The sequence below is a fragment of the Pseudoalteromonas sp. NZS11 genome, assembly GCF_015864765.1.
GTDB lineage: Bacteria > Pseudomonadota > Gammaproteobacteria > Enterobacterales > Alteromonadaceae > Pseudoalteromonas > Pseudoalteromonas arctica.
This window is the reverse complement of record NZ_JADYWP010000002.1, coordinates 279,620-299,360: the sequence shown is the minus strand read 5'-3', so window position 1 is coordinate 299,360 and position 19,741 is coordinate 279,620. Positions and strand designations below refer to the sequence as shown.

Genomic DNA, 19,741 nt, shown 5'->3' with positions numbered 1-19,741 from the left:
AAACTACTTGTCATAAAATTTATAATGGCTATGACATTATTTACTGGTACAAAGTCTATCTCGTCCTGAATTTTTGGCCTCGTAAAGAGCATCATCTGCTCTATCAAATGCCTTTAACAGAGTATCGCCTTTTTTAAACTGAGTTGCACCTACCGAGATAGTGATCTCAATTTGTTTTTCTCTAAATTTAAAAGGTATATTTTTAATTACCTTTCTTACTTTATCCAGAGGTAATGTTGCGTTTTCAAGCGACACACCTGGCATTAACAATACAAATTCTTCACCGCCGTAACGCGCTATAAAATCGGACTTTCTTACCGATTTTTGCAACGCTTTTGATATAACCTGTAAGGTAATGTCACCTGCGGTATGGCCAAATCTATCATTGATAGATTTAAAGTGGTCAACATCAATAACCGCAAGCGTAACATCTGATGGCTGCACATTAAACAAATGCATTTCGTGATTGTAACGTTCATCAAATGCAGCTCGGTTAGGCAGTTTTGTGAGCCCATCAAGTAAACTTTTAAAGCGCTGTTCGTTTAAGCGTTTTTTATACGTTGTTAACTTATCTTCTAAAGTAACAATTCGTTTATTTATTTCACTAAAGCTAGTGCTAAGCATTTCTCTGTCTTTTCGCTCTAACTTCTCTTTTGCTAGAAAATCTTCGCTTAGTGATTTTAATTCGTTATCTACGAGTTCTTTTAAAGATGAGATTGACGTTGCTTTTTGTGTTTGTTCGTTGAGGTTTTTAATTTTTAGTTCAATACTTTTATTCAACGAATCAAACTCAATACTCATCGATTCTGAGTGTCTACTAGTAGAGACAATAGAATTATGTAGATCTTCGAGGGTTTGATTTAATGAAACTAAAAAGCTTTGTGCAGATTTACGCTCTTTGCTAATGTTTTTTACTACGACTTCAATTATGTTAATCGCAACATCGAGTAATGCATCGATTGTGTCACTTTCCGTAATATTATTTTTTATACTATTAATTTGTAGTGTAGCTTCTTCTTCAAGTATAAGTTCGTTAGCTAGCTCAAGCAGTTTTTTTGCACGAGCTTGTTTTACTGGGCGCTGCTGATCTACTTGAGGGTCTTGCTTGGTAAGTAATGCTTCATGATAAAAGCTAATAAGTTGATCAAGTAGCGGAATGTACCCATGGGTTGACTGAACGTTATTAATCTCTTGATCGAGTAAATTTCTCAGGGCTCTGCGAGTATCGTCAGGTAAACCTTTAGTTTTTTGTAACTGTTTACCTGCATTTTGTACACTGTTGAATAAATCACGTTGCTGAGCTTGCTGAATCGATTCTTGATTTTTAAGTAATATCAAAGTTTCACTAACAAGGGGAGAGAGGTCTTCAAAGCTCATACCTTTATTGAGTGCACTTCTAAATTTAGCAAGGCGATTATCTAACTCAATATCAAGCCCTTTACAGCTTAGCGAAAGTTTAGCTGCAAAGTCGCACAAAATATCCACTTGATGTTTGCGTGCACTCTCAATAGCCATACGAGCATCAATTGCTTGTTTGAGTTTTTTATCTGTTGGATTAGATCTTTCAGACACCTAAGCGTACCGCCATCAAATTAATTTTATTATCTTCAGTTTACAACAAATTTTTATTATGTGTAGTTATCTAGTAAAAAACTTAGAAATTTTAATAAGCTACTACGTATAAACTCGTATACGGGGCAATTTGTCGTATTTAATTCACTTTTAAATAGGGGCTTGCTAGTCTTGCAGGCAATTAAGTTTCCACTAAGAGTTTCTATGAAAAAGTTATTAGCCCTATCTATTTTAGCTGCATGTTCAGCACCTGTATTTGCCGACGTAAATTATTCTTTAGAAATTTCGCAACCACAACATCATTTAGGCGATGTAAGTGTTGAGTTTCCAAAAACAGCGCAAGCACATCTTGATATAAAACTTCCTGCATGGCGAACGGGTCGCTATGAAATGCTAAACCTTGCCAATGGCATTCGTTACTTCAAAGCTAAAGATGAAGATGGCAAAGAGTTAAAATGGGAAAAAATTGATCACAGTACATGGCGTGTACACCTTAATGAGCCAACCGAAGTTAATATTGACTACCAGGTGTATGCAAATGAGCTTGGTAAGCGCGCTCGCCACATTGACGACAGCCATGCATTTATAGATGCATCAGGCTTTTTTATGTTTAGTGAATCATTTCGCCAAGAGCCAGTAACCGTTAACTTAGAGGTGCCTAAAAAGTGGCGCTCTGTATCGGGTATGGATAATTTAAAAGGCAAAAATTCATTTAAAGCAGCAGATTACGACGTACTTGTTGATTCACCAATCGAAACGGGTATTAACCAACTACACACATTTGAAGTAGATGGCCGTGAATACGATTTAGTTATATGGGGCGACGGTAACTACGATGTAGAGCAAATGCTTACCGATCTTAAAAAATTAGTTGCTACTGGTAATGTAATTTGGGATGGCTATCCGTATGAACGTTATGTATTTATGGTTCATGCTACGTCGGGTGCTGGTGGTGCAACAGAGCATTTAAACTCAACAATTATTCAACGTCCACGCGATAGATTTGGTAGCCGCGAAGATTACCTAGCCTTTATTAGCACCGCTGCGCATGAGTTTGTTCATACGTGGAATGTTAAAGCATACCGCCCTCAAGGTTTAGTGCCGTACGATTACACTAATATGAATTACTCTAAACTGCTTTGGATTGCAGAGGGTTCAACAAGTTATTTTGAAGATCATTTAATGGTTCGCTCTGGTATTGAAACCACAGATGAATTTTTTAAAGTGATGAGTAAAACCATTAATCGTCATTTACAAACACCGGGCCGTGAAGTGCAAAGCGCAAGCGAAACAAGCTTTGATAAATGGATTAACCAAGGTGGCGATCATGCACGTAACTACAGCACTAATATTTATTCAGAAGGTTCATTACTTTCATTAGTTTTAGATATCGACTTGCTAGAAAAAAGCCAAGGTAAAATAAGCTACCGAGACGTACACAAAGCACTTTATAACAATCATAAAATGCCAGCTGGTTTTACAGATGTAGATGTACTTAATATCTTAAAAGATTTAACAGGGCGTGATTACTCAAGCTGGTGGCAGGAAAATGTAGAATCACCTGCAAGTATCAACTTTGACGACTTACTTACTAAAGTAGGCTTGAAATTTGAGCGCCCTGAAAAAGCAAAAGCCCTTGCAAGCATTGATGCTACCGCTAAAAACACAGGCGAGTTACTTACGTTAAGTTACGTTCGCCGTGGTGGCAGTGCGTGGAAAGCAGGTTTAACTACCGATGATAAAATTGTCGCTATAAATAAACATCACGTAGGTAAAGATTTAAAAACCAGCTTAGAAACGTTTAAAAAAGGCGATAAAGTAACCATTGACTATCTTCGTCGCGATGCTCTTGAAAGCTTAACATTAGTATTATCAGAAGATTTTGATAAGCCTAAAAAAGTAGTTGCTGATAAAGAGGCAACGCCTGAGCAAAAAGCACTATTCAAAGCATGGATTGGCGTGGAACATCCAAATGATGTGACAAAAAAATAAATTCAGTTTTTATAGCGTTTAAATATAGTTAACAATTATTAAAAAAGAGCTTCGGCTCTTTTTTTGTTTTGTATAATGGCGTATATAATGTACATGGAAATTAAATTTAATATTAAAATTAAATTTAATTATTATTTAGTATTTCTCTATTATTAAATAAAATTATTTATGGATATAGCCTCAAATGAAATTAGATAACCCGACTTCAAACTTAACCCATCAATTTGTAATTAACGACTATTTGCATCAGTTATTTGATGCGGTAAATGTTATTTCTGTTCAAGGTTATGACAATGAACGTCGTGTTATTTATTGGAATGAAGGCAGTGAGCGACTTTATGGATATACCAAAGAAGAAGCCATAGGACAAAAAATAGAAGACCTTATAATTCCAGAGCCAATGTGTGAATTAGTTATTAACGCACATAGTGACTGGGTAAAAAAAGATATAGAAATTCCAGCATCTGAAATTATCTTACAAGACAAAGATGGAAACAATGTATCGGTTTTTTCCAGCCATGTTATGTTTACAAATCAATATAATACAAAACAAATGTACTGTATTGATATTGATTTATCTGAGGTTAAAAAGGCACAAGCAGATGCGTCATTTAATGAGCATATGCTAAAAACTATTTTTGGAGCAATTCCTGACTTATTTTTCTTGATGGAAAACGATGGAACTATTATTGAGTATCATGCCAGTAATGAGACCGATCTCTACACCAAGCCAAAGCAATTTATTGGTAAAAAAATGGGTGATGTACTCCCTCAAGATGTAGCCAAAAAATTTGAAACCTATATCAGCCTTGTATTAGAAAAAGAGCAGATGATGAGCTTTAAATACGAGCTAGCTTTGCCCCATGGGCTCGTTTTTTTTGAAGCAAGAATAAATAAAATAACAGAACATAACCAGTTAATGGTTATTATTCGAGATATTACAGAACAGCATAAATCAGATGAAATAATTAGACATCAAGCGTATTACGATAGTCTAACTTTACTCCCAAATCGTTTTTTAGCACTTGATCGTTTGTCGCAATTACTTATTGAAGCACAAAGAAATAACGAGAAAGCGGCGGTACTGTTTTTGGATTTAGATGATTTTAAAAAAATAAATGATTCTTTAGGCCATGAAACAGGAGACAAACTTTTAATTGAATCAGCGCAAAGGCTGCAAGAGGCACTGCGAAAAGACGACACGGTAGGGCGCCTAGGTGGAGATGAGTTTATCGTATTACTACGAGGTATAACTGATCACCATGCAGCGCTAAAAATCACTGAAAAACTGGTCAATAACTTTAGAGCCCCTTTTAAAATTGAGGGCCGGGAACACATACTAACAGCGAGTATTGGTGTAGCCATATACCCAGAAAATGGTACAACCGTTGCTGATTTATTACGAAATGCTGACACTGCAATGTATCAAGCAAAATCATATGGTCGTAATACTTATTCATTTTTTACTAAAAAGATGAACGTAATTATTCAGCGCCGACTCGTAATAGAAGAGCAGATGCGTGGCGCCCTTGAGCGTAATGAATTTGAGTTATTCTACCAGCCCCAATTTGACGCCAAAAATAAACACATCATTGGTGCAGAAGCGTTATTACGCTGGCATAACCCTGTGCTAGGTAATGTAACACCCGATGAGTTTATACCTATTGCCGAAAATACAGGATTAATTGTACCTATTGGCAAGTTTGTAATTAGCCAAGCATTACACTTTTTAAACACATGGCAAAGTACCTGTAAACGCCAACAAAAATATACAATGGCTGTTAACTTATCTCCTCGCCAATTTAGAGACGTAGGGTTGCTCAGTTTCATTCAAAACTCATTGAGTGAAGCAAACGTAAATCCCGAAAGTTTAGAGCTTGAAATAACTGAAGGTGTATTGATGAGTTGCCACACTAATGTTGTAGATATACTGACTGAAATTACTGCATTAGGCATTAACTTATCAATGGATGACTTTGGTACAGGTTATTCATCATTAAGTTATTTGAGAGAATACCCTTTTAATGTACTCAAAATAGATAGAAGTTTTATTGACGGTATTGTACTAAACAATGAAGACTGTAATCTCGTAAAGGCAATTATTGCCATGTCGCACAGCTTAGGACTGACAGTGGTAGCCGAAGGTGTAGAAACAAAAGAGCAGCATACTTTATTGAACGAATTGGGTTGTGATTTTATGCAAGGCTTCTATTTTAGTAAACCAATACCAGCAAAACAGTTTCTTGATTTTTCGATGAATTTTGATAAAAAGTAAGATTAAACACTCGATTGTAACAATTCATTGCACGGCTATTGACCTTATTGTCCCATCGCGAGTAACCTGTTATAGAAACAAATAAAAAGGATTCTATAATGCGTTTAAAACCTCTTGTAGCTACATTAGTAGCCACATTTTCTTTATCACTTTCAAGTAGTGCCATAGCCGACGAAGGCATGTGGCAACCGCACCAACTTCCAGAGTTAGAATCAATTTTAAAAGCCAAAGGGCTTGAAATTGATGTTGAATCTATTTCTAAATTAACCGAATTCCCAATGAATGCGGTAATTAGCCTAGGTGGCTGTACAGCATCGTTTGTATCGCCTAAGGGTTTAGTTGTGTCAAACCATCACTGTGTTTATGGCTCGGTACAATACAACTCAACACCTGAAAACAATATTTTAGAAAATGGCTTTTTAGCTAAAAGTCCTACAGAAGATTTACCTGCAGCGCCGGGCTCACGCGTCTATGTAACAAAAACGGTTACCAACGTAACAGATGAAGTAATTAAAGGTACTAACGAGTTAACAGCAAAAGCACGCTACGACGCACTCGAAAAAAATGAAAAAGCGCTAGTAGCCCAGTGTGAAGCCGACGAAAGCTATCGTTGTAATGTGTATTCGTTTCATGGTGGTTTAGAGTTTTACCTAATTAAGTCACTTGAAATTAAAGACGTACGCTTAACTTATGCACCGGCAATGGGCGTAGGTAAATACGGCGGCGATATAGATAACTGGATGTGGCCGCGCCACACAGGCGACTTTGGTTTTTACCGCGCTTATGTAGGCAAAGATGGAAAACCAGCAGAGTACAGCGAAGACAACGTACCTTACGTACCTGACTCTTACCTAAAAGTAAGTGCCAAAGGCGTGCAAGAAGGCGACTTTGTAATGGTTACAGGCTACCCAGGGCGTACTAACCGCTACCGTATAGCAACAGAGGTAGATAACGTATTTAACGACAGTTACCCTAAAGCACGCGTTCATAACTCAAAATACGTGTCGCTTATTGAAGAAAATTCAGAAGACGGCAGTAAAGCGCGTATTGCTTACGAAAGCACCATTGCAGGTTATAACAACTATATTAAAAACTATGGTTCGATGATCGAAAGCTTCAATAAAGGCACTATGCTTGAGCGCAAAAAACAGTTTGAGCAAGAGTTAACACAATGGATCAATAGTGATGGTGAGCGTAAAGAACAATACGGAAGCGTATTAGGTGAGCTATCTGAGCTAATTGCGCAATCACAAGAGCACAGTGAACGCGACCGCATGTTAGGTTATGTACATCGCTCACAAATGATCAGTACAGCACGACGTTTATACCGCCTAGCTTATGAAAAACAACAGCCAAATAGCGAACGTGAATCTGGTTATCAAGAACGTGACTTACCTCGCATTAAAGCAGGGCTTGAGCGCATGACGCGCCGTTATGATAGCAAAGTAGACAAAGCTATTTTACTGCACTTTTTAGAACTGTATGCAGCACTTCCAAAAGAAGAACGTTTTAGCGACGTTGATAACGTATTTAAAGTACAAAATGGGTTTGATAAAGCAACCCTAAGCGCGTTACTTGATAGCATGTATGAGCAGTCAAGACTCGATAATGCCACTGTTCGCAATTCATTATTTGAGCAATCGTTTAGCCAGCTAAATCAAAGCCAAGACCCATTTGTGCAGTACGCTAAAGCAATCTTTAAAGTAATGAAAGCACAGGAAGATAAATCAAAAGCACTTGCAGGTAAATTACAAGCAGCTCGCCCAGAGTTAATGAGCGCAATAATTGCGTTTAACAAAGCTAAAAACAAACCTGTATACGCCGATGCCAACAGCACACTACGAGTAACCTATGGCACTGTAGGCGGCTACTCACCTCAAGACGGCTTGGTAGCAACACCGTTTACATCGCTTGAAGGATTACTAGCTAAAAACACCGATGTTGACCCATTTAATGCACCTAAAAAGTTACAAGAGCAAATTAAAGCCAAGCTTTATGGTGATTACACGGGCGGCATGAATACAGTACCCGTTAACTTTTTATCAAATGTAGACACTACCGGTGGTAATTCAGGTTCGCCAACACTTAACGGTAAAGCAGAGCTTGTAGGCTTACTGTTCGACGGTGTTTACGAAAGTATCATTGGTGACTGGGATTACAACCCTGAGCTTAATCGCTCAATCCATGTTGATTCACGCTACATGCTGTGGGTAATGGATAAAGTAGATAATGCACAAAACTTGTTAGACGAAATGACAATCGTAAAATAAGTAATTAGTGAGATTAGAGAAGGGCGCTTACCGTAAAGGAAGCGCCTTTTTTTAGGGAGTTAATCGACTAATTAATTGTTATTCTTTTGTAGGCGCGAGTTTACCTCGCGCGCAATGAAAGCAAAAATGCGGCATAAAGCCACACCTAAAAATATAACGCCAAGAGGTGCAGCGTTAAAATTACTGTTTTAGGCCTATTAAATATCTAAATTTAACTAAAGTGTAGGCAATCAATGCATGAATCATCATCTATAACAAGCATCTATTTTACGTTGTAGTGACTTTTAAATTAAGTATATCATCCTTAAAGTCATGTATTTTTTTCATAGCAAATATAGTGGACTATTTACAAAGGTTGTTGTTTGTTATTTAATATCGTAAATAAATATATAGTTAAAATTTTGCGGAGAATAATTATGGGTTTTTGGGGTATAGCTGCAGGTCTTGCGTTTAAAGCTTTAAGTGGTTCCGGTTCCGGACATGAAAGAAATTTACAAAGTCACTCCGAGGATATTAGAAAGTTCAGCCTCAGTTGTCGTAGGTGCGGTGAACATGCAAAACCAATTGAAGGTACAGGGAATAGATACGAATGCATTTGTGGTAATAAATTTGCTGGGGCAAGGCATCCGTTATAATGTTATTTTAATGGAGTTTGTAAAGGTGGTATAGGATACAAGCTAAAGATATGAAAAGGACTTTTTGATAAATCATTTAATATAATTTGATGTAATAGAAAATGATTTAGGTGGGTGTCATCCTAATCTCCCCATAAACCAAAAACACGGTATAAATCGGCGTCTACAAGCATAATGGCAAACCTTTAGGCGCGAGTTTACTTCGTGTAATAAAGTAATATCCCAGAATAATTTAGATGGGTATCATCCTAATTTCTAATTAGATAGACTATTAATAAAAGCGTTTTTGAAAGCCTTTCTAGTTATAGTTCTATTACTCACTCTTTTTTGAAAGACGGAGTTATCAAAAAGCGATAATCTTCTATTTTTGATTTTATAAATATTACGTATTAAACACTAACTTAGGCGAATGACTCTAATTAGTATTATAGGGACAGTAAGTATGAATATGTATACGCTGAGAGTTTCTTTATTAGCGCAAGATAAGGAATTATTTGATCAAGGCAGTATCCCTAAAGAAATCACTTGGTTTGAAAAAGCTTTATTAGAAGCCGCAACACAAGTCAAAAATAGCAACTCAATACCAGTCAATGAAAAAAACGAACCAAAATATTCTTTAAAAATTTCTGTAAAACCTGATTCTAATAATGTTATGGCTGGAGTTGTTTCAAAAGCAAATAAGTTTCATGGTCATGATGCGGGGTTTGAAGAGTATGATATTGATAACTATCCTCCTTTAATTTGGATTTGGGATCGTGTAGAGCAAGTGTTATTGGTTGAGAAAAAAGCTAACGTATTTCGCACTCCTAATGCTGTATGTAAATGTTTTGAAAAACTAGCTAATAATATTATTTTAGCTGAAATAGGCTTACGGGTAGAATTAAAACCTGTTCTTGATGACGCTAAATGCGACTTTTGGTCTGAATATGATAATTTTGAGTTTGTTGAAAAAATTGAGTTCGAATTAATTCCTCCTAATCTATTCGGAGAAACAGAGCAATCTATGAAAGATGCTTTGAATGATATAACTGAACAAACAAATGCAAACCATATTAAAACAACCTTTGAAAATGTGAGCGGTAAATTAAAACTTTCATCAAAAGGCTGGGTTAATAATGCAGTGCGATGGATAAAAAAAGGAGGTGGCGATTGGAAAATGTGGGGAAGAAAAGTTGCAAATAGCCCCGTTACAGACGTATCAAGTTATAAATCTGCTAAGATTACGTTTATAAATGGACAATTATCGGAGGCTGATCTTCAAGGGTATGATAGTACAGAACTTGCCCACTTGATTAGTCATTACCAAAATGAATATACATACAAAGATAATACCGATGATGATTAAAGTAATACTCTATTTATCACTAATTGCTATTCTCTGTTTTTCGCTTGCAACGGATGACCCTCAAGCAATTAAATTAATTGAAAATACAACATCAGGAATTATTGGAAGTGTTCTAGGCGGTATTACGGCTGGTATTTCAATCATATTCGCAGCCTTAACCAGTTTAAAGGGGACTACCCCTAACATCTCTAATAATAACGCTAGATTTATAACGTTTATCGACAACCTCAAATCTGATGTAATGATTTTAATTGGCTGTCTTACTTTATCTATTCTTTTACCGTATTTACGAGTTGTAGGCATCCCTTTTATTATAATGCCTACAGGGGAATATATACCCTCATCGGATTCTATATACACTACTGCCGAATTAATAATAATCGTTATATCTATGCTCGCATTAATAGAAATTATATCTGTAATGTTTAATATATTTAAGATTTCGATGGCAGATAGCGAACAGCCTAAAGCCCATAAAGATAATTAATTGATAACAATTCAATTGTTAAGCTGCTATTTTGACCAAACTCGAATAGTTTTAGATTTTTATAGACCGAATATAGGAAAGAGCCTCTGTCACCTGTTTACGTGCTTTAACAGGAGATTCTATAATTCTTTTCTTGAAATCAATTTTAACATCGCAAGAGGTATACCTTTTTTGTGTATTAGAAAACATACCAAATCGAAAATTAAACCTATCGCCGTTAATTTCTCCACTTGCAGAACAAAAAGGGTCACCTATTAGAAAGTTCCGGTCAAGCAGGCAGCTGTATTTTCTTGATCTTTTTATTCAAAAACCAAGTGTTCTTATTATTTAATATTCAATTTAAATATGACTACGCACCTAGTAATGACGTCGGTTGGTGTGAATATGCACCAGTCACCCATATGAATTTAGGCAGTTTAATTAAGCATTATTAATGATTAATTAAGGCCATTGGCTTTCGCCTCAGTCATCGTTTAGTCGCAATGTCAGGCCAGTTTATGGCTGTGTTTACACACTGAGCTGTAAGAACTCTGTGGTTTATGCTTACACATAACCGACCCTTTGTGGCTCAAACATTGGGCATATTCAGTGTTTAAAATGTGAGCGATTAACGTGCAGGCTCAATTAAATCTAATGGTTTTAACAACCCCATTACTAGCTCAACACGATAACCTAATTTGTTTTATAGACGCTAAGCAAGAGCCTTGTTTTCACTGAATGGTACATTGTCTTTAAGCACGTGATAACACGCTCTTACGAGCTTATGCCCAACTGTTTTAATAGCGACTACCTTGTGTGCCTTAGCCAACTTTCGTTGATAATACTTTTTAACTGTCGGGTTATAACGAATTGTAAAATTAGCGGCCTCAGTAAAGGCCCAAATCTTGACTTCATACATCATAATTTATAAGTATCCGCACATCGCTGTATTTAGAAAGAGTGCTAGAAGCTTATGGCGTCTGCTCTCTTATATGAATAACGTTACGCCAATAGTTTCAAGTTATAACTAAGAGAACCAACTGCCTTTCTTACTTAATACAGAGTAAGTTATTAGAATAGAGATGACAGCTAAACCTAGCCCTATAAATATGTTACTAAATGATATGTATGTAGCGCAAATTAATGTCACTCCACAACTCATTTTTATAGCAATATTTCTGTTTGATTTTAACTTGAACATTTTTGACATACTAATAACTCCTTTTATAGCACTGCAGGTTTATTGAAGGATACTTTTCTTTTTTACGCTGGAATAACCTTATTTTATGGGCTTCTATTAATAGCAAATTGTGTAAATTATTACCAATAATAAATATTATACTTGGGGTGGGTTATTATATTGTTAGTAAAAGGGCTGACTAGTTGTTATTTAGCCTTTGAATGTCTGCTAATCACCGCCTTTAACTCAAATCAAATCAAATCAAATCACCTCAACACCCTTTAATATATTTCATGTGCATTTTATAACCAAGAAGTGCTAGCTTAGTGGTAAATTAATTGAAGGAAATAATTATGAAATTAGAGTCATTAGCACTGCACCACGGTTACGAATCTGAGCCTACGACCAAATCGGCAGCCGTGCCTATCTATCACACTTCTTCTTATACATTTGATAATACGCAGCATGGCGCTGATTTATTCGATTTAAAAGTACCTGGAAATATTTACACCCGCATAATGAACCCAACTAATGCCGTACTTGAGCAACGTATTGCTGCAATGGAAGGGGGTATTGGTGGGCTAGCTGTTGCCTCTGGGATGGCCGCTATTACTTATGCTATTCAATGCCTGTGCGAAGTAGGCACTAATATTGTAAGCACCAGCCAAGTATATGGTGGCACGTATAACTTATTTGCTCATACACTACCTAGGCAAGGTATTGAAGCGCGCATGATTAAAGCCGATGACTTTACCGCGTTCGAGAATGCAATTGACGATAACACCCGCGCTGTTTTTTGTGAATCTATTGGTAATCCTGCAGGTAATATTGTTGATATTGAACGTTTAGCACGTATTGCACACAGTAAAGGTGTGCCGCTTATTGTTGATAATACTGTGGCTACGCCGTATTTATGCCGCCCATTTGAGCTGGGCGCCGATATAGTGGTTCACTCACTTACAAAGTATATAAACGGGCACGGTACTGCCATTGGCGGCATGATTGTCGACTCAGGTAAATTTGATTGGAAAGCGAATGCTACGCGTTTTGCAATGATGAACGAGCCCGATCCGTCGTATCACAATGTGGTGTATACCGAAGCTTTTGCTGAAGCTGCATTTATTGGACGTTGCAGAGTAGTGCCACTTAGAAATACCGGCGCAGCGCTTGCGCCTAAAAACGCATCTGACATTTTAATCGGCCTTGAAACCTTAGGCTTAAGAATGGATCGCCACTGCGAAAATGCACAGCAGTTAGCTGAATATTTAGAAAATCATCCAAAAGTACTTTGGGTTAATTACGCAGGGCTTAAATCAAGCCCGTATAACGAAATGAGTCAAAAAATTACCAGTGGTAAAGCATCGGGTATTTTAAGTTTTGGTATTGCTGGTGGCCTAGAAGCGGGTACTCGTTTTATTGATGCGCTAAACATGATTTTACGCTTAGTTAATATTGGCGATGCCAAGTCGCTTGCATGTCATCCAGCGTCAACCACACACCGCCAATTAAATGATGAAGAGCTTGCTAATGCGGGCGTAAGTCGCGATTTAATTCGTTTGTCGGTCGGTATTGAAAACATTGTAGATATAATTGCCGATGTAAGCCAAGCGCTCGATAAAGCTTAAAATTACATTAATTAGAAATGCTTGTTCAGCTTTACTGTAAATACAGTATTGTTTGTTAAAAAGGTTTAGGTTTTCTAAACCTTTTTAGCCATTCATTTAGCTACAGTTTAAATACAGGCGGTAGGCTAAATATTTATTACTTTAACCTAAATAAAATGGGCTAAAAGTAGTGATTTTTCACAATAGTTGGTATGTTACAAGTAACATTTTATTTAATTGTGTGTGATGAAAAAAAACAAACGTTCTTCTCTTCAAGATATTGCCGATGCGGTTGGTGTAACCAAAATGACGGTGAGTCGTTATCTACGTAATCCCGAAAAAGTATCAGAGTCTACTCGCACAAAAATTAGTGCAGCTATTGATACGCTAGGTTACATTGCAAATAAAGCCCCTGATTTACTCTCTAATGCTAAAAGCTACTCTATAGGTGTACTCGTTCCATCGTTAACGAACCACGTATTTGCTCAAGTTATAAGAGGGATTGAAGATGTAACAGGGCCTGCAGGGTATCAAACAATGTTGGCCCATTATGGTTACAACCCTGAAATTGAAGAAAAACGGGTTGAGTATTTATTGTCGTACCACGTTGATGGTTTAATTTTATCAGAAACCACACACACAGACAGAACGCTAAAAATGATTGAAATGTCAGGCGTACCTGTGATTGAAATAATGGATACTCATCACTCTCCTATGCAGCAAGCGGTTGGTTTTGATAACGTTAAAGCCTCTTTTGATATGACGACAGCACTTTTAAATAAAGGCTATCGCAATATTGTTTATATAGGTGCAAGGCTCGATGTACGAACACGCCTAAAATTTCAAGGCTATTCAGATGCTATGTTAGCTAAAGGCTTTACGCCTAAAAGTGTGATGACTGATCAAGCTTCATCTTACAGTTTAGGCGCTGAACTTTTACAAAAAGCGCGTACTGACTACCCAAATACTGACTGTTTGTTTTGTACTAATGATGATTTAGCAATTGGGGCTATTTTTGAGTGCCAGCGAAACAATATTTTAGTGCCTAGCCAAATGGGGGTTGTGGGTTTTCATGGTCATGATATTGGCCAAGCAATGGTGCCTCAATTAGCAAGTGTGATCACCCCTCGTTATCAGATAGGTAATGTTGCGGGAAGAGAGTTGTTGAGCCGGATTAATTCCGATTTGGATACTAGCATGAATTATAAGCAAGTAATTGATACTGGTTATATAGTTCATCTAGGTAAAAGTGTTTAAATACTCTAATTATATGAGCCTAATTACCTGAGCCTAAATAACAAAAGGCTCAGGTAATTTTTATATGTGTGATAGCTCTACGCACTATAAATTTACAAAAACAGAGAAATAATCATAGCGACAAGTGCGCCAACAGTACCAATAATGGTTTCCATTACCGTCCACGTTTTAAGAGTTTGCATTTCGCTCAAACCGAGATAGCGACTCGCTAACCAAAATCCTGAGTCGTTTACATGGGAGAGCACAATAGATCCCCCACCAATAGCGATGGTGACAGCTGCAAGCTGCGCTCCATCAAGGCCTAAAGGCTGAAGCATTGGAATAATTAAGCCACACGCTGTAAGCATAGCTACTGTCGCAGAGCCTTGAATGACCCGCACAGCGGCTGATAATACAAAAGCGAGTATTACAATCGGTAAGCCTGAGCCAGCTAAGTAATTACCCAGTGCAGTACCTACTCCTGAATCAACTAATACTTGTTTAAATACCCCTCCGGCACCAGTGACAAGAATAATAATTCCCGCAGGTTGTAAGGCACTACCACAAATTTCCATGATTTTAGCATTAGAGACACCGCGCCTTGCGCCGAGCAAATAAAATGCCATTAGGCAGGCAACTAAAATTGCTGTGAATGGATGACCTATAAAGGCTAACCAATTATATAAATCAGAGTCTTTTTCAACAAAGCGGCTACCAATAGTATTTAAACTAATCATAATTAATGGCAAAGCAATCAAACCTAATGCTAATCCAAAACTAGGCGTCCCTTTACCAACTCTTTGGTTATCGTCGATTTGTTCGTGCTGTGGGAGTTCTACATGAATAGATTTAGAAATAATAGAGCCCCAAATTGGACCTCCTATAATCATTGCCGGTATGGCAGCAATAAGGCCAAATAAAATCATATAACCATAGTCAGCGCCTAATTGAGAGGCAACCAAAATCGGCCCTGGCGCAGGAATAAGAAACGCCTGACAAGACGCTATCCCAGCAAGTAGCCCAATACCAATTTTAACAACGCTGCCACCGCCTTTTCTTACCACTGCAAAAACAATACCGATTAAAAGTACAACGGCCACATCAAAAAAGAGGGGGAGGGCACAAATAAAGCCCGTAAAGGTAAGCGCCCAATTAGCGTTTTTTTCTCCAAAACGGTGTAAAAGTGTGTGGGCAATGCGATCCAGCGCGCCGGTTTCTTCCATTACTTTGCCAAACATGGCGCCTAAAGCGACCACCACCGCTACAAAGCCTAGCGTTCCGGCCATTCCTTTTTGAATTGTAGCGGCAATTATTTCAGGGCTCATTCCTGAGAATAATCCTGCAATCATAGAAACAAGGATTAAAGAGACGACAGCATGTAGTCGTACTTTCATTACTAAGAAAAGCAATAAAAATATGGAGCCTGCCGCTGTTAGTATTAATGATAAATCTGACATTTTTCCCTACTTATATTCAGTGTGAATTATGATGTTTAGTGTGTGTTTAACTTCACTTTCGCATTTGTTACGCGTAACATGTTACCCGTAACTCAATATAATATATACATTGAAAATAATTAATTATTAAATTAAGGCGAGGGTAAATACATGAGTAACACAAATGTAGGTCGTGTTTATATTGTAATGGGGGTTTCAAGCACAGGAAAGTCAAGTGTGGGTGATGCATTAGCAAAGCGCATTGGCGCTAAATTTATCGACGGAGACGACTTACATCCCAAAGCTAATATATTAAAAATGTCATCTGGGCAGCCTTTAAACGATGCTGATCGTGTGCCTTGGCTAGAAAGAATACGTGATGCTGCATTTAGCATTGAAAAGAAAAATGAAGTCGCGGTAATAGTCTGCTCAGCATTAAAAAAGAAATACCGAGAGCAAATATGTGACGGAAATATAGGCATTACCTTTTTACATCTTTTTGGTGATTTTGAGCTGGTTAAAAGCCGTATGCAGGACAGAAAAGGGCATTTTATGCCTGTTGACTTACTCAAAAGCCAATTTGAAGCGCTAGAAGTTCCAAAAGAAGATGAGCCCAATGTTATAAATATAGATATTAATAACTCATTCGAGCAAGTAGTCGAAAGCTGTATTAGCGCAACTAAAATGAATAGCAACAACAAGCAAAAAGTTTTTAGTTAATCAGTTAACTGTTACTTTTAACATTTAGGGGCTTTATTTGTTATGAGTTAGCATCTGCTCGTGGTGTTTCTAAAATCGCTTTTTTTTCATCTTCAGATAATATTATCCAATCAAAAATTTCTTCGTTGGTACGCCCACACCCGGTGCAGTAACCGCTGCGCCTTTCACATATTCCTAAGCAATCGGTTTTAAATTTAGATGGTTTTTTGTTTTGATTTAATTGGCGCATTATTAAAGTCCTAACGGTGGTGCAATTTCAAAGCGAGTAGTGAACCCATTACCTTCTTGATTGGTAGAGAGTGTAATGACAGGGGTTTTAGTATCAAGTACAAAGGTGCTGTAAATTGAACTTGCTGTTTCTTTTTGGCTTTCAAACCAACCTGTTGTGGTCAAGCATTGGCGTAATTTCTTAGCCAGTTTTTGATGAGACTTTACGGTTTGCGTTTGTGTATTAACAGGTGTTTGGCATTGGTAGCTTGCTTGCTCTGACTTATTTAAAGTAACCGTACAGGTTGCTCCAATAATATGAGTATTAGTACGCCATTGATTAGTAAACTGGTTATTTACTTTATCTGTTTTGATTGAATTAAAACCAGATTCATAACCATTTATTAGGTTATTTATGGTGCTGCATTCATCGGGTGTTACTGCGGTTTTTACAGACTGATTCGTTGTAGTAGTGGTTGTTGTAGTTGTAGTCTGATTAGTTTTGCTGGTACAGCCCGCTAAAATAAACGCGATAACTAAAATAAATGCGACAATAGAAGGAATAATATAGTTTTTCATAGTTCACAGTAACCGATTAATTTAGCCACGCACTATATCACACGTGATTTACTGTAAAAATAAAAAGGCCCACATAAATATGAGCCTGTTTGTCAGTCACAACTAATGCTATTTATGGCGACCTTGCAAGCATTTAACTACATCTTCAAGGGCTAAGCCTTGGCGTTGTAGCAATACGGTAAGGTGATAAATTAAATCAGCAGATTCGTTTGTTAGCTCATAGTTATCGTGTTTCATAGCGGCAAGGGCAACTTCTACGCCTTCTTCACCTACTTTTTGACAACTACGGCTTAAGTCTTTTGCAAATAATGACGCTGTGTAGCTTTTTTCAGGGTCGTCGTTTTTACGCGCTACAATCACATCTTCTAACTGTGCTAAAAAGCTTAAACTTGGTTTTGCTTCATCACCAAAACAGCTTTGTGTGCCTAAGTGGCACGTTGGGCCTTCTGGGTTGGCAAGTACTAAAATTGAATCGTAGTCACAATCGGTATGAACTGATACTACATTTAAGTAGTTTTGTGATGACTCACCTTTAGTCCATAAACGCGATTTTGAACGCGAGTAAAACGTTACTTTATTACTCTCAAGCGTAACGTTTAGTGCTTCGCTGTTCATAAAGCCTTGCATTAAAATAACACCAGAGCGGGCATCTTGAATAATAGCAGGGATCATTTCACTTTTAGCGAAATCGACTTGAGCTTGGTTTTGTTGTGTTACTTGCATAATCTTGCTGCCACTTGGTTATCTGTTAAAAATTGTTTTAGTTCGCCAATGTTAATCACATTTTTATGAAAAACGCTGGCGGCTAATGCACCATCTACTTTGCTTTGTTTAAATACATCAACAAAATCTTGCATGCTACCCGCACCGCCAGAGGCGATTAAAGGAATGTTACATAGCTCGCGAATTTTACTGAGTTGCTCGTTGTCGTAACCGTTACGAACGCCATCTTGGTTCATACAGTTTAATACAATTTCGCCGGCGCCTAAGTCTTGTACGCGTTTAACCCATTCTTGTGTTTTATAACGCGTACGGCTTGATGCATTAGGATCGCCAGTTAATTGGTAAACTAAATATTCACCAGTCGTTTCATCAAAAAAGCTGTCTATGCCAACAACAACACATTGCTTGCCAAACTCATCGTGTAATTCTTTAATAAGTTCAGGGCGCGCAATAGCAGGGCTGTTAATGCTTATTTTGTCAGCACCGCGCTCTAAAACACGCGCTGCATCAGCTACTGATTTAATACCGCCGGCTACACAAAATGGAATATCGATATTGCGTGCAATACTTTCTACCCAGTTTACATCAAGTAGGCGTTTTTCAACGCTTGCACTGATTTCGTAAAAAACCAGTTCATCGGCGCCAGCTTCGCTGTAGGCTTTAGCCATTGTCAAAATGTCGCCAACAACTTCATGACCTTTAAACTTAACGCCTTTAACTACTTGGCCGTCTTTAACGTCTAAACATGGGATTATGCGTTTTGATAACATGCCAATGCCTCCTCAACGCTAAATGCGCCATCAAGCAATGATTTACCTAAAATAACGCCGCCTACACCTAGCTCTTTAAGCTTTTTAATGTCGTCAAGTGAGCTTACGCCCCCTGAGGCTTGCACTTTAATTGTGCTGTTGTGGCGAGTTAGATCTTCGTAAAGCTCAAACGATGGACCCGTCATGGTGCCATCTTTACTGATGTCCGTGCATAAAAAGTCAATAACACCTAAGCCCACGTAAAAATCTACCAGCTCAAGTAAACCAAATTCAGATTCACTTAACCAACCGTGTGTAGCAGGTGCCCAGCCCGTGGCTGTTTTATTTACATCAAGGGCAATTACAAAGTGCTCTGCGCCAAATTGTTCAATCCAGGCTTTTACTTGTTCGCGTTTTTCTACTGCCATTGAACCAATAACAACTTGGTTTGCACCGGCTTTAAGCCAATCACTTACATCTTGTTCTGAGCGAATACCGCCGCCCACTTGATATGGTACGTTAAGTGCTTTGGTTGCAGCTTGAATATGTTTCCACTGCTTTTTACTTGGATCGCGTGCACCTTCTAAATCAACAAGGTGTAGTTTACCTGCGCCGCTGTCGGCGTATTCTTTTAAACGCGCGCCAAGTTCGAAAGGGTAAAACTGTGCTGTGTCGTATTTACCTTGATACAAGCGCACAATTTGATTTTGTAATACGTCTAATGCTGGAATAATCACAAATAATCTCTTTTT

General features: G+C 37.7%; 16 protein-coding genes. 9 read left to right on the top strand and 7 right to left on the bottom strand.

Features of this window, described 5'->3' with window-relative positions:
• Positions 1–36 precede the first annotated feature (36 nt).
• The gene (locus I6E82_RS05025) at positions 37–1,572 is read right to left on the bottom strand and encodes a GGDEF domain-containing protein (protein WP_197116978.1); all 1,536 of its coding nucleotides are present in this window, start codon (positions 1,570–1,572) and stop codon (positions 37–39) included.
• Between the two features lie 204 nt (positions 1,573–1,776).
• Here I6E82_RS05025 and I6E82_RS05020 point away from each other — a divergent pair, with 204 nt between their 5' ends.
• The 8 genes from I6E82_RS05020 (at position 1,777) to gntR (ending at position 14,596) form a co-directional block, all read left to right on the top strand.
• Positions 1,777–3,564 carry a M61 family metallopeptidase gene (locus I6E82_RS05020; RefSeq protein ID WP_197116975.1) on the top strand — a complete coding sequence of 596 codons (1,788 nt, stop codon included), beginning with the start codon at positions 1,777–1,779 and terminating at the stop codon, positions 3,562–3,564.
• Between the two features lie 184 nt (positions 3,565–3,748).
• Positions 3,749–5,839, top strand: a complete 2,091-nt coding sequence (locus tag I6E82_RS05015) for a bifunctional diguanylate cyclase/phosphodiesterase (protein WP_007580673.1) — start codon at positions 3,749–3,751, stop codon at positions 5,837–5,839.
• Between the two features lie 98 nt (positions 5,840–5,937).
• Positions 5,938–8,109 carry a S46 family peptidase gene (locus tag I6E82_RS05010; RefSeq protein WP_165722959.1) on the top strand — a complete coding sequence of 724 codons (2,172 nt, stop codon included), beginning with the start codon at positions 5,938–5,940 and terminating at the stop codon, positions 8,107–8,109.
• A gap of 480 nt (positions 8,110–8,589) precedes the next feature.
• The gene (locus I6E82_RS05005) at positions 8,590–8,778 is read left to right on the top strand and encodes a hypothetical protein (protein WP_165742311.1); all 189 of its coding nucleotides are present in this window, start codon (positions 8,590–8,592) and stop codon (positions 8,776–8,778) included.
• Positions 8,779–9,186: 408 nt separating this feature from the next.
• Entirely contained in the window at positions 9,187–10,089 is a 903-nt protein-coding gene (locus I6E82_RS05000) for a hypothetical protein (protein ID WP_197116973.1), read from the top strand.
• Positions 10,079–10,576 (top strand): hypothetical protein, encoded by a 498-nt coding sequence (locus I6E82_RS04995; RefSeq protein ID WP_165742227.1) that lies wholly within the window; start codon positions 10,079–10,081, stop codon positions 10,574–10,576. Before I6E82_RS05000 ends, I6E82_RS04995 begins: the two co-directional genes overlap by 11 nt.
• A gap of 1,512 nt (positions 10,577–12,088) precedes the next feature.
• Positions 12,089–13,360: an O-acetylhomoserine aminocarboxypropyltransferase/cysteine synthase family protein gene (locus tag I6E82_RS04990; RefSeq protein ID WP_165722041.1), complete on the top strand. Its 1,272-nt coding sequence runs from the start codon at positions 12,089–12,091 to the stop codon at positions 13,358–13,360.
• A gap of 225 nt (positions 13,361–13,585) precedes the next feature.
• Complete coding sequence (gene gntR, locus I6E82_RS04985) at positions 13,586–14,596, top strand: gluconate operon transcriptional repressor GntR (RefSeq protein WP_197116971.1); 1,011 nt, start codon at positions 13,586–13,588, stop codon at positions 14,594–14,596.
• Between the two features lie 92 nt (positions 14,597–14,688).
• On the opposite strand, the gene gntU is transcribed toward gntR, so the two are convergent.
• Complete coding sequence (gene gntU / locus I6E82_RS04980) at positions 14,689–16,032, bottom strand: gluconate transporter (protein WP_197116969.1); 1,344 nt, start codon at positions 16,030–16,032, stop codon at positions 14,689–14,691.
• 150 nt (positions 16,033–16,182) lie between these two features.
• On the opposite strand from gntU, the gene I6E82_RS04975 reads away from it, so the two are divergent.
• Complete coding sequence (locus I6E82_RS04975) at positions 16,183–16,731, top strand: gluconokinase (protein ID WP_197116968.1); 549 nt, start codon at positions 16,183–16,185, stop codon at positions 16,729–16,731.
• Between the two features lie 40 nt (positions 16,732–16,771).
• Here I6E82_RS04975 and I6E82_RS04970 read toward each other — a convergent pair whose 3' ends face one another.
• The 5 genes from I6E82_RS04970 to I6E82_RS04950 form a co-directional block, all read right to left on the bottom strand.
• Positions 16,772–16,960: a DUF1289 domain-containing protein gene (locus I6E82_RS04970; protein WP_002960277.1), complete on the bottom strand. Its 189-nt coding sequence runs from the start codon at positions 16,958–16,960 to the stop codon at positions 16,772–16,774.
• 2 nt (positions 16,961–16,962) lie between these two features.
• Entirely contained in the window at positions 16,963–17,517 is a 555-nt protein-coding gene (locus tag I6E82_RS04965) for a hypothetical protein (RefSeq protein WP_197116967.1), read from the bottom strand.
• Between the two features lie 108 nt (positions 17,518–17,625).
• Positions 17,626–18,240, bottom strand: a complete 615-nt coding sequence (gene hisIE / locus I6E82_RS04960) for a bifunctional phosphoribosyl-AMP cyclohydrolase/phosphoribosyl-ATP diphosphatase HisIE (protein WP_197111931.1) — start codon at positions 18,238–18,240, stop codon at positions 17,626–17,628.
• A complete protein-coding gene (gene hisF / locus I6E82_RS04955; RefSeq protein WP_024611092.1) occupies positions 18,231–19,010 on the bottom strand; it encodes an imidazole glycerol phosphate synthase subunit HisF in 780 nt (259 codons plus the stop codon). Before hisF ends, hisIE begins: the two co-directional genes overlap by 10 nt.
• Entirely contained in the window at positions 18,992–19,726 is a 735-nt protein-coding gene (locus I6E82_RS04950; RefSeq protein WP_010552951.1) for a 1-(5-phosphoribosyl)-5-[(5-phosphoribosylamino)methylideneamino] imidazole-4-carboxamide isomerase, read from the bottom strand. Before I6E82_RS04950 ends, hisF begins: the two co-directional genes overlap by 19 nt.
• Between the last annotated feature and the right edge of the window lie 15 nt (positions 19,727–19,741).